This is a genomic window from Chromobacterium phragmitis, assembly GCF_003325475.1.
In the GTDB taxonomy this organism is placed as follows: domain Bacteria; phylum Pseudomonadota; class Gammaproteobacteria; order Burkholderiales; family Chromobacteriaceae; genus Chromobacterium; species Chromobacterium phragmitis.
Map to the genome: position 1 here is coordinate 3,010,124 of NZ_CP029495.1, position 12,242 is coordinate 3,022,365.

A 12,242-nucleotide genomic window follows, 5' to 3' on the forward strand; every position below is an offset into this window, starting at 1 on the left:
TGAACCGCATACTGCGCCGGCGAGAACACGCCATCATTCGTGTTCCCCACGCACGTGGGGATGAACCGTTCGAACGATTGTCATACCTGCGTGATGCATAGTGTTCCCCACGCACGTGGGGATGAACCGTCCACGTTTACGAGGGCCGCAGATACCGCGGCGTGTTCCCCACGCACGTGGGGATGAACCGAATTACCCCGACTCAGGGACTGCTGGGCGGGGGTGTTCCCCACGCACGTGGGGATGAACCGGACAACTACATCACGCCCACCGCCATTCGCCCGTGTTCCCCACGCACGTGGGGATGAACCGCCGGTTCGACTCCGGTCCGCTTCAGTGTGAGCGTGTTCCCCACGCACGTGGGGATGAACCGCCGCGGAGATCCGCGCGCTGGACAAGCGGCTGGTGTTCCCCACGCACGTGGGGATGAACCGTCGTACAGCGTGGTTTTGTGGTGATGGATGCCGTGTTCCCCACGCACGTGGGGATGAACCGTCGTCCGTTTGGCGGAACCGCCAGTAGATGTTGTGTTCCCCACGCACGTGGGGATGAACCGTGGATGGGCATTGACGAAATCCACCTGACGAAACGTGTTCCCCACGCACGTGGGGATGAACCGCGTTACGATGCCTGCACGTTTTCGAATGTGAAGTGTTCCCCACGCACGTGGGGATGAACCGCCACCCCTTATATCAATTCGTTATAACACCGAGTGTTCCCCACGCACGTGGGGATGAACCGGGTGTACGTGCTTAAAAAATAGGCAGTGTCCGAGTGTTCCCCACGCACGTGGGGATGAACCGCCGGCAGCTTCGCCAACAGCATCACCAGTCTCGTGTTCCCCACGCACGTGGGGATGAACCGATTTCGTATGACGACAAGTTGGACCCCAGGATGTGTTCCCCACGCACGTGGGGATGAACCGGCAACCGCATGCAGCTTACCGCGCCAGGCGAAGTGTTCCCCACGCACGTGGGGATGAACCGCTTGCTTCATCTGGTGGGCGGCCCGGCCCAGCGTGTTCCCCACGCACGTGGGGATGAACCTGGTGGGCGCCGGCACCGGCCTGGATCTGGATTGTGTTCCCCACGCACGTGGGGATGAACCGCATACGGAACAGCAATCGAGATAAATAACAAAGTGTTCCCCACGCACGTGGGGATGAACCGTCCCTCGCGGTCAGATTCAGCAACGCGGGATTGTGTTCCCCACGCACGTGGGGATGAACCACCATTTTTGAGAATAAAACTCATGAGAATTCCGTGTTCCCCACGCACGTGGGGATGAACCGGCCATTGAAACGTATACGTTTTACGGGCGTACGTGTTCCCCACGCACGTGGGGATGAACCGGCATTGAACACGGCAACACAGGCGGCGTTGCTGTGTTCCCCACGCACGTGGGGATGAACCTATCGCCCGCCTGCTGTTGCTCGCCGCGCTCGCCGTGTTCCCCACGCACGTGGGGATGAACCGCTATGATCCTTTTGAACTTGATAGGTTTCTTTGTGTTCCCCACGCACGTGGGGATGAACCGAATTTCTGAGTCAGGAATCCGCAGAACCGGAAGTGTTCCCCACGCACGTGGGGATGAACCGCCAAAATTTGCATCGTGTGGGTTCAGTTCCGTGTGTTCCCCACGCACGTGGGGATGAACCGTTGGCGCTGCTGGCCGCGTGCTGGTGGCTGCGTGTTCCCCACGCACGTGGGGATGAACCGGCCGCTGACGGGATTGGACCACCTGCGCCAATGTGTTCCCCACGCACGTGGGGATGAACCGTGAATCCGTGTCGCTTGAGCTCGTCACTTTCCGTGTTCCCCACGCACGTGGGGATGAACCGGTTGCCCATTTCGATCAGCTCTGCGGCTGTCGGTGTTCCCCACGCACGTGGGGATGAACCGCACTGATTCGGGCCAAGGGATTGCTTTTGCGGGGTGTTCCCCACGCACGTGGGGATGAACCGGGAATCAGCGATGAGGGTGAGATAGTCGAGTTGTGTTCCCCACGCACGTGGGGATGAACCGTTCCTCGACCCGCGGTTGGCCGACTCCCGCAAGTGTTCCCCACGCACGTGGGGATGAACCGATCCGCTTTCGGCGCCAGGTCATCCGCAGTTAGTGTTCCCCACGCACGTGGGGATGAACCGTTTTCCATGCCGGCCAGTTTGCACAGACCGGCGTGTTCCCCACGCACGTGGGGATGAACCGGTGGAGCCGGCGTTATTCGAGGGCGCAAAAGAGTGTTCCCCACGCACGTGGGGATGAACCCAGCCACGACTGCATCAATTTCCAGTTCCCGACGTGTTCCCCACGCACGTGGGGATGAACCGGTGAAACTAGCGGAGCCAGATAACCATCATCGGTGTTCCCCACGCACGTGGGGATGAACCGCCGGCCGGGGTCAGAGCAAGGGCAGCGCCAGCGTGTTCCCCACGCACGTGGGGATGAACCGTCGATAATGCTGTACGGATCATCTTCCGTCAGGTGTTCCCCACGCACGTGGGGATGAACCGGAACTTATTTCTTTTTTGCCAAAACTTTATTTGTGTTCCCCACGCACGTGGGGATGAACCGTCCCCTGTGTTGCCTGCTTTGCAGCCGCCTCCGTGTTCCCCACGCACGTGGGGATGAACCGCCGCCGCCAGCCGCGAGCTGGCCGGCCAGCTGGTGTTCCCCACGCACGTGGGGATGAACCGGTTCCGGCTGGTTGCACGGTTCCCAACTGTGAGTGTTCCCCACGCACGTGGGGATGAACCGCCATCCTTTTGCTTGCCCAGCAGGGCATCCATGTGTTCCCCACGCACGTGGGGATGAACCGCAGCGCGTTCTGCGCCGGCTTCTGACCAACCCGTGTTCCCCACGCACGTGGGGATGAACCGCCATCACCGGCGACGACAACGTGACGCTGGAGGTGTTCCCCACGCACGTGGGGATGAACCGCCCGCTCAGGCGGGCTTGTAGATCGTGAACAGGTGTTCCCCACGCACGTGGGGATGAACCGGCGGCGGCCATGGCGCGAGTGGACGCCATCAAGTGTTCCCCACGCACGTGGGGATGAACCGAAATGAGTGAAGAAATGGACGAGCTGCGAGAAGTGTTCCCCACGCACGTGGGGATGAACCAGATGCCGACGACGCCGACACGATAGAAACGCCGTGTTCCCCACGCACGTGGGGATGAACCGGTAGTGCATCTGTGGGCCGCGCCGGAATGCGTGTGTTCCCCACGCACGTGGGGATGAACCGCTGGAGGAGGCAGCCGGACGCATCCTGGTGGGGTGTTCCCCACGCACGTGGGGATGAACCGGGCGACCGCTTTCCCGGTGCCGATGCATTGGAGTGTTCCCCACGCACGTGGGGATGAACCGTTTCTATGACGACTGGCGGCTTTTGGGCATGGGTGTTCCCCACGCACGTGGGGATGAACCGGGCATCCCAATGATTACACTGGCCGTTGATTCGTGTTCCCCACGCACGTGGGGATGAACCGGGGATTCATGCGCGCGAGGCAGGGTGTTTTCGGTGTTCCCCACGCACGTGGGGATGAACCGACCTTTCTTGGTAAGGCGGAGATGCGGCGCGCGTGTTCCCCACGCACGTGGGGATGAACCGGGGTTTAAATCATGATTTCATTAATCACTGCTGTGTTCCCCACGCACGTGGGGATGAACCGACCCGCGACAGGCATATGGGGAATTGGCAGACGTGTTCCCCACGCACGTGGGGATGAACCGCGAGGCCGCCGCGCCACAGGTAATGCGATGACGTGTTCCCCACGCACGTGGGGATGAACCGGTCGATCTCGTCGACTGCATGAAGCTGCCACCGTGTTCCCCGCGCACGTGGGGATGAACCGCTGTCCAGCGGTTCTAGTGGCTCGTCTGGATCGTGTTCCCCACGCACGTGGGGATGAACCGCAGCTTTCTTGCCTCAGCCAAGCCAACGGATGGTGTTCCCCACGTACGTGGGGACTCTTTTCCAATGGACTGAGCGGGTATTTTGACGAGCGATCAGGACTGCCATCCATCAGTTCTTGCTAGCCATGCATCGCCGCATCCGTAAAACAAAAAAGCGCCCCGCGGGGCGCTTTTTTTCGGCACAACGATGGAAGGCTTAGGCGCGCTTCTTGAATTCGTTGGTGCGGGTGTCGATTTCGATCTTTTCGCCGGTGTTGACGAAGGCCGGAACCTGAACTTCGAAGGTGGTGCCCACCAGGCGGGCCGGCTTCAGCACTTTGCCCGAGGTGTCGCCGCGCACGGCCGGTTCGGTGTATTCCACTTCGCGGATCACGGTGGTCGGCAGTTCCACGGAGATGGCCTTGCCGTCGTAGAAGGTAACCTGGCACACGTCTTCCATGCCGTCGACGATGTAGTTCAGGGTGTCGCCCAGGTTGTCGGCTTCCACTTCGTACTGGTTGAACTCGGCGTCCATGAACACGTACATCGGGTCGGCGAAGTAGGAGTAGGTGCAGTCCTTGCGGTCCAGCACGACTACGTCGAACTTGTCGTCTGCGCGGTACACGGTTTCGCTGCCGGCGCCGGTCAGCAGGTTCTTCATCTTCATCTTGACGACGGAGGCGTTGCGGCCGGATTTGCTGAATTCAGCCTTTTGCACGACCATCGGATCGCTGCCGACCATGAATACGTTGCCTGCGCGCAGTTCTTGTGCGGTTTTCATGCTTGTCTAATTCCCAAACTCTTGAATTGAAGCCGGGAAAGATTCCCGACAAAACGCGGTATTCTAGCCGATTTCGGCGATGAAGTGCAGCAGTCTGGTCGCCAGATCGCCGTCTTTCAGCAGCCGCTGTTGCCAGTTTGACGCATGTTCGCGCCAGGCCGGCAGCCAGGGCGCGGCTTCGCGCCAGGCGGCGGCGATGTCGCCGTCGCGGTTCCAGGCCAGGTTCAGCGCCTGCAGCGCGGCGGCCATCTCGGCCGGGAGGCCGGCGCAATACTGGTTGAGAAAAGCGTCGAGCTTGGCGATGTGGGCGTCGTCGTCCTGCGGGTAGATGTGCCACAGCATGGGCCGCGCCGCCCATTGCGAGCGCACCAGGCTGTCCTCGCCGCGCACGCAGTTGAGGTCGCAGCCCCACAGCAGGCGGTCGTAATCGTCCTGATCGCTCAGCGGCAGCACGTGAACGTCCAGATTGCCCAGGCGGGCGTGGTCGCCGGCTTTGAGCGCGCGGCCGAGCAGGCCGGCGACATCCGGCAGCACCTTGCCCTCCGGCGCTAGGCAGCGCACCGGCTGCGGGCCGTCGGCCCAGGCGCGCAGCAGCGTGGCCGCGGCCGGGTTGCGATAGGCGAACAGGCTGACGCGCAGCTCGCCCGGGATACGCGGCGGCAGGCCGCGGCGCAGCCAGTAGTCGTTTTGCGCGGCGTCGTCAGCTTGCCAGGCGGCGCGAGCGGCCATCAGCCCGTCCTCGCAGATCAGCCCGCCGCTGGCGGCGTCGAAGCCGGGGAAGAAGAAATGCTTGGTCAGCGGCAGCCTGGGGTGGGGCGAGGGCAGCTTGTGATGGCTGAGGGTCCAGTCCTCGGCCGACAGATACTCCAGATTGATCCACGCCGGCTTGACGGCCTGGGCCGCCATCGCCGCCTCGAAGCTGTCCGGCAGCCGGCAGCCGAAGGCTTCTATCACCGCGTCGGCCGGGACGATGCCGGCGGGGAAGCCCGACGGCGGCCAGCGGTGGATGTCGATGCCGGCCAGCGTTTGCCGCGGCAGCGCCGGGTCCAGCCCGGGCGCGATATGGCCGAAGCTGGCCAGGTCGTCCACCCACAGCCGCACCGCGTGGCCATGATCATGGGCCAGCCGGCGCGCCAGGCGCCAGGCGACGCCGATGTCGCCGTAGTTGTCGATGACGGTACAGAAGATATCCCAGCTGCGAGGTGGCATGAGGCAAACGGAAGAATGGACGAACGCCGGCAGCTTACCACGGAAGCGCGGCGCTGCGGTTCGGAGCCGTCGGGCCTTATAATCGGCTCATGCCGCGCCTTTTCGCCCTGTTCCTGTTTGCCGTCTGCCTGCCGGCCCGCGCCGATGTCGCCGCGCTGGAAGCCGCGTTGCGCGCCGCCTCTGCCCAAGCCGAGACGGCGGTCGCTCCCTTGCAGCAACTGGACGCCGCCTTGTTGCGGCCGGATTCGCTGTACCCGGCGCTAGGCCGGCTGCCGCTGGCCCAGCTGCAAGCGTTGTACCGCCACCGCGGCCAGTGCGGCGCGCCGTGGCCGGCGCTGCCGGCCGATGCGCTTCGTTTCGAGCGCGCGCTGTGCGCCGGGGCGGCGCTGCCGCCGGAGTGGTTCGCCGCCCATCCCATCCATCCGCTGGGCGGCAGCTACGCCTGGCATTACCTGCAGCGCCGTCCCGAATCGGCTTCCGCCTTGCAGCCTTATCTGCACGTGCGGGAGCGGCCGGCGGCCTTCGCCGGCATCGGCAAGCTGAGCGACGACAACCTGGCCGCGCTGCTGGCGGGCGAGCGCTGGCTGCTGGACGACGATGCGCTGTGGCGGCGCGACGGCGCGTTCTGGCGGCGTTATGCGCCGGAGCAATGGCGGCCGTTGGCGGAGGCGGCCGGGCTGGCGCTCAGCCCCTTGGTCGACGGCGACGCCTGTCCGCAGGCCTTGGGCCGGATTTGCGCGCGGCCGTTGCCGCCGTCGCCATGGTGGTGGCGGCTCGCCGCCGGCTTGCCGCTGCTGGCCGCGGCCGGCGTGCTGGCCTATGGCTGGCTGCAGCGCCGCCGGCTGGAGCGTGAGCGGCGTTTCGTGTTGCAGATGCTGACCCACGAGCTGCGCACCCCCATCGCCGGGCTGGGCAATGTGGTGGAAGACTTCCGCGCCGGCTTCGACCAGCTGCCGCCCGCCGCGCAAAGCGGCTTCGGCCGCCTGGCCGACGGCGTGCTCAGGCTGCGTCAGCTGGCCGACGCCAGCCGCCACTACCTGGCCGCGGACCGCCGGCTGGAAGCGCCGCAGCCGCTGCCCTTGGCCGAATGGCTGGACAGCGTGGCGGAACGCCACGGGGCGGCTTACTGTCTGGATCAGGATAGAAACCTGAACCTGCCCGCCTATTGGCTGGGCCTGTGCCTGGACAATCTGCTGCGCAACGCGCGCCAGCACGGCCGGCCGCCGATCCGCATCCTGGCGAGCTGGAAGAAGGGCAGGCTGCGGCTGGCGGTGAGCGACGGCGGCGCGCTGCCGCGCTACCGGCTGTCCTTGCTGCGGCACGAATTGGGCGCCGGCGCGGGCATGGGACTGGGGCTCGCCATCGTGCGGCGGGTGATGAAAAGGCTGGGCGGGCGGCTGACGCTGGAAGGGCCGCCGACCACATTTGCGCTGGAGTTGCCGTGTGACGATATTGCTGATTGAAGACGACGCCGAGCTGGGCGCGGGCTTGCGCCAGTTCCTGCGACAGCAGGGCTACGACTGCCTGTGGCTTCGCGACGGCGGCGAAGTGGCCGCCCACTGGCGGCAGGCCGAGCTGGCGATACTCGACCGCCAGCTGCCGGACGGCGACTCGCTGCGCCTGCTGCCGCAGTGGCTGGCGCTGAAGGCGCTGCCGGTGATCGTGCTCACCGCCCGGGTGGAGCTGGACGACCGGGTGGCCGGGCTGGAGGCCGGCGCGCGCGACTATCTGGCCAAGCCCTTCGCCCACGTGGAGTTGCTGGCCCGCGTGCGCGCCCAGTTGCGTCCGCTGGGCGAGGGGCAACTGGCCTGCGGCGATCTCAAGCTGTTCCCGGCGAGGCAGGCGGCCGCCTGGCGCGGCAGCGAGGTGGCGCTCACCCGCACCGAATTCGACCTGCTGGCGATGTTGGCGCGGATGCCGGGCCGGGTGTTCACCCGCGACGAGCTGTTGAACCAAGTGTGGGGCTACCAGCATTTCCCGTCCACCCGCACTGTCGATACCCATGTGCTGCAACTGCGGCAGAAGCTGCCCGACATCCGGATAGAAACCGTGCGCGGCGTAGGCTACCGGCTCAGCGAGGGCGCGGCGTGAGAGCGCTTCGCTGCGCGGCGCTATTCTGGGCCGCCGCCGCGCCCGCCGCGCCGCTGCTGCCCGCCACGCCGTTGGAGCCGGCTTACCATGCGCTGCTCTCCGGCGATCGAGCCGGCGCCTGGCGTCAGCTGGATGCGCTGGGCGCGGCATTGTCCAGCGCCGCGCAGCGCCAGGCCTGGCTCACGCTGCAGCGCGAACTGGCGTCCGGCCAGTGCGGCCGCGACGCGCCGGCGGCCCCGCCCGCTTGGCTGGGCGATCTGGAACTGGACCTGATCCAGCGCGACATCCCGCTCAGCCGCGTCTACAACATTCGGCTGAGCGGCGTCAGCCCGCGGCGGGACTTGAGCTGGTCGCTGCGGCTGCCGGACGGACGGGAGCTCTTTGCCGGCGCCAAGACGCGTTACGACGGCCGCCAGTTCGAACTGGACAGCGGAGACCAGGCCGCCGCCTTGCCGCCCGGCGTGTACCGGCTCACGGCGCGCAGCGGCGGCGAGATTTGGCGGCAGGATGTGTCTCTGCCCGGCATGGAGGCGCGGGACTGGCTGCGCCGCGACGGCCGCAAGCTGGAGCCGCGTCCGCCCGCCCAGTCGTCCGCCTGCCCCCGGCCCTGGCTGGAGCAAGCGCTGCTGACGCAGCCGGATTTCGATCTCGCCTGGCGGCAAAGGCGGGAGCTTGGCCAGCCGCTGCGATGGCCGGCCAATCCGGCCGGGAAGAAGCTATGGGCCAGCGTGTCGATGCTGCGCGCCGAATTCCGCGGCCCGGTCGCCATCCGCCAGATCCACCGACTCGCCGCGCCGTTGGAGCAGTTCTGACATTATTCTGACAATCGCCTTTTCCTTTCGCGTTGCAATGCAGCCTATCGAAACGACCGATTTGCGGGAGAAGGAATGAAGCGCGTGATTCGAATGCTGCCGTTGGCCGCGGCGCTGGGCATGTCCCTGCCGGCCTGGGCCGGACTGGTGTTGCAAAACCAGGATTGGAAAGTGGAGCTGGAGCCGTCCACGCTGGCGTTGACCGCGGCGGCGGCGGGCGACCCGGCGCGGACGGTATCGGCGGGCGTGCCGGCGCGCAAGGTGAGCGGACTGCGCCAGGACGGCCAGTCGGCGGACTGGCAATGGGATGACGGCCGTTACCGCTGGCAGGCCAGGCTGCAAGGCCGGGACCTGACCTTGACCCTGAACGCCGCCGCGCCCGGCGGCGTGGAGCTGCTGCGCCAGCCGGGCGCGGCCATGGGCAAAGGCCTGCTGCTGCCCCTGGCCGAAGGCAGCTATATTCCGGCTGGCAGCAAGCTGTGGCGCGACTTTCTGCCCGGTTTCGCCGGTGACGGCCTGGACACCGCGGAAAACCTCAGCCTGCCGCTGTGGGGCATGGATTATGGCCGCCGCAGCCTGCACTGGCTGCTGCTGGAGCCGTTCAACAACCGTCTGGCCATCCGCGCCGACGGCCAGAACCTGGCGCTGAGCCTCAGCCACGAATTCAATGCTCTCAACCAGAAACGGCCGATGACGCTGCTGCTGCAGCTGGGCGACGACAACCTGCTGGCCGGCGCCCAGCGTTACAAGCAATGGCTGGAAGCGAAGGGCCGCTACCAGACGCTGGCCGACAAGATCCAGGCGCAGCCGGACACCGCCAAGCTGATCGGCGCCAGCCATGTCTATTTGTGGGGCAACACGCTGCTGGACGCGTCCGATGTGCGCGACTGGCCGGCCTTTCTCAAATTGCTGCGCGGGCCGGACCCGTTGGCCGCCAGCCTGCGCGGCGGCTTCGACGCCGAAGCCGCCAAGGCGTTGCGCCAAGCCGAGGCCAAGCCGGACCGCTACCAGCAGCGGGTACTGATGGAGGCCGTCAACCAGGCGCTGACCGCGGAGGCCCGCGCCGGCTGGCTGGTCCCCAAGCCCGACTGGGCCAGGATGGCCGCGCCTTACCAGCGACTGCGCGCGCGGATCGAGCGGCTGTTCGGCGCGGCGCTGCAGCCGGACGCCTCGCGCTGGGGAGGCGGCCTGTCGCGCAAGACGATGGATGCGCTGCAGGCGGCCGGCCTCAAGCGCTTGTGGCTGGGCGCGGACAATTGGGAAGGCGGGCTGTGGCAGCCGCAGGCGGTGAAGGCGGGCGTGGACGCCGGTTATCTGGTGACGGCTTACGATTCCTATGAAACCGCGCTGAAGCCAGGCTACCGCGAAGACTGGCTTTCCGCCCAGCAGGGAGAGGCCGTCTACCGCCAATGCGGCGTCACTCTGGCCAACGGCAAGAAAAAGGCTGGTTTCCAGCAGTCCGGCTATTACACCAACCCGGATTGCGTGCGCGACACGCTGCAGCGGCGCACCCGTGCGCTGCATGCCGCAGCGGGCTTCAACAGCTGGTTTCTGGATGCCTACGCCACCGGCATGGTGTTCGACGACTATACGGCGGGCCGGCAGACCGGCAAGGCGGAGATGGCGGCCGGCAATGAAAAATCCATGCAATGGGTGGCGGACGCCTACCATCTGCCAGTGGGCTCGGAAAACGGCAACGCCGCCACCAGCCGGGGCATCGCCTTCGCCCATGGCATGCAGGTGCCGGTGATGGGCTGGGGCGACGCGGATCTGCAAAAAAACAAGCAGTCGCCTTACTTTCTGGGCCGCTGGTATCCGGCGGACCAGCCGGAAACCTTCTTCAAGAAAGTGCCGCTGAAGCAGCCGTACCGCGATCTTTACTACGGCGCGCCGTATCGGCTGCCGCTATACCAGGCGGTATTCCATGGCTCGGTGATCACCACCAACCACTGGCTGTACGACAACCTGAAATTCTCCAACGCCTACGCCGACAATCTGCTGGCGCAGTGGCTGTACAACGTGCCGCCCTTGTTCCACCTGTCCGCCGCCAGCCTCAAGGCCAGGTTGCCGCAGCTGCAATGCGCGGACCGCGCCTTTCGGCCGGCGCATGAAAAGCTGGCCCCCCAGCCGCTGACCGGCTTCGCCTGGCTGAACGCCGAGCATACGCTGCAGCAAACCCGTTTCGCCGACGGCAGCCGGATCACCGCCAACTTCGGCGTGGCCCCCGCCGCCTACGGCGAGCGAACCCTGCCGCCGCAAAGCGCTTGGTTGGAGCTGGCCGGCCAGCCGGGACGCTTGCTGAAAGCGGGAGATTGCGCCGGGGCTTGAGTCGCGAGGATAATGCCAATGTTGTTTTCGGCCGCGAAGGGGCATCCCATCCGGCCGGAACGGCATCCTGGCGCTGGGATTCGGGCGGCGGATTTGGCGGGGTGAAATTCGGTAGATTTTTGAGGTGGATTTTTATCTTTAAAAATCAGTAGTTTGAAATTGGTGTGTTCCCCACGCCCGTGGGGATGAACCGGGTGCATTGGCCTCTGGAGCCGCCCAGATCTCGTGTTCCCCACGCCCGTGGGGATGAACCGAGCTCATCGCTCAGGGTTTCATCCGCGAAAACGTGTTCCCCACGCCCGTGGGGATGAACCGCTCAAACTTGAACGGGATGTTTACCATACCGGGTGTTCCCCACGCCCGTGGGGATGAACCGTTCATGTTGGATAACTAACTCACTTCGTTAGCGTGTTCCCCACGCCCGTGGGGATGAACCGTGCGAGCGGTTTTTCACGCGGGAACAGGATGGGTGTTCCCCACGCCCGTGGGGATGAACCGACCGCGTCCTGGCAACGAATGCCATGCTGCTGGTGTTCCCCACGCCCGTGGGGATGAACCGTAGATGATGATGCGTGGCGAGCTTGGAAAGATCGTGTTCCCCACGCCCGTGGGGATGAACCGCCAGGTCAACGCGCGCCCGTTGGTTTGCGCGTGTGTTCCCCACGCCCGTGGGGATGAACCGTGCCGAATTTAGATCTGTTTTTGAAACAAAACGTGTTCCCCACGCCCGTGGGGATGAACCGCCAAGCTCTACGGTCTTGACCGAACGAAACAAGTGTTCCCCACGCCCGTGGGGATGAACCGTTGTCCAGGCTGTGGCTCTCTGCCGACAAGTCGTGTTCCCCACGCCCGTGGGGATGAACCGGGCGGTGTGTCGCACTGCTCCAACGGCAAGTTGTGTTCCCCACGCCCGTGGGGATGAACCGCTATCATCAGTCCTTTTAAGCGATAGCGTGAAGTGTTCCCCACGCCCGTGGGGATGAACCAGCAGGAACCAAGCCCCCTTCTTACCTAGCTGATGTGTTCCCCACGCCCGTGGGGATGAACCGCAATGCAAGAGCAGAACGGCGAGGCAATGAACGTGTTCCCCACGCCCGTGGGGATGAACCGTGCGGCATCAACGGTCT

The 12,242-nt window shown here is 65.3% G+C and carries 6 protein-coding genes and 2 CRISPR repeat arrays (2 of these 8 running past the window's edge); of the genes, 4 read left to right on the top strand and 2 right to left on the bottom strand.

Annotation, left to right across the window (positions count from 1 at the left end; translation table 11 throughout):
* Positions 1 to 3,915: direct repeats of the CRISPR family, unit length 29 nt; unit sequence GTGTTCCCCACGCACGTGGGGATGAACCG; it begins 266 nt to the left of the window's first position.
* Positions 3,916 to 4,111: 196 nt separating this feature from the next.
* Positions 4,112 to 4,675, bottom strand: a complete 564-nt coding sequence (efp, locus tag DK842_RS14460; protein WP_114062066.1) for an elongation factor P — start codon at positions 4,673 to 4,675, stop codon at positions 4,112 to 4,114.
* A 63-nt stretch (positions 4,676 to 4,738) separates the two neighbouring features.
* Positions 4,739 to 5,884 carry an elongation factor P maturation arginine rhamnosyltransferase EarP gene (earP, locus tag DK842_RS14465; RefSeq protein ID WP_114062067.1) on the bottom strand — a complete coding sequence of 382 codons (1,146 nt, stop codon included), beginning with the start codon at positions 5,882 to 5,884 and terminating at the stop codon, positions 4,739 to 4,741.
* Positions 5,885 to 5,973: 89 nt separating this feature from the next.
* On the opposite strand from earP, the gene DK842_RS14470 reads away from it, so the two are divergent.
* From DK842_RS14470 to DK842_RS14485, 4 genes are all read left to right on the top strand, one after another.
* Positions 5,974 to 7,347 carry an ATP-binding protein gene (locus tag DK842_RS14470; protein ID WP_114062068.1) on the top strand — a complete coding sequence of 458 codons (1,374 nt, stop codon included), beginning with the start codon at positions 5,974 to 5,976 and terminating at the stop codon, positions 7,345 to 7,347.
* A complete protein-coding gene (locus DK842_RS14475) occupies positions 7,328 to 7,975 on the top strand; it encodes a response regulator transcription factor (RefSeq protein WP_232538490.1) in 648 nt (215 codons plus the stop codon). Before DK842_RS14470 ends, DK842_RS14475 begins: the two co-directional genes overlap by 20 nt.
* Complete coding sequence (locus tag DK842_RS14480) at positions 7,972 to 8,787, top strand: DUF2861 family protein (RefSeq protein ID WP_114062070.1); 816 nt, start codon at positions 7,972 to 7,974, stop codon at positions 8,785 to 8,787. Before DK842_RS14475 ends, DK842_RS14480 begins: the two co-directional genes overlap by 4 nt.
* A gap of 75 nt (positions 8,788 to 8,862) precedes the next feature.
* Complete coding sequence (locus tag DK842_RS14485; protein WP_114062071.1) at positions 8,863 to 11,115, top strand: glycoside hydrolase; 2,253 nt, start codon at positions 8,863 to 8,865, stop codon at positions 11,113 to 11,115.
* Positions 11,116 to 11,279: 164 nt separating this feature from the next.
* Positions 11,280 to 12,242: a CRISPR direct-repeat array (repeat unit 29 nt; unit sequence GTGTTCCCCACGCCCGTGGGGATGAACCG) (it continues 1,090 nt past the right edge of the window).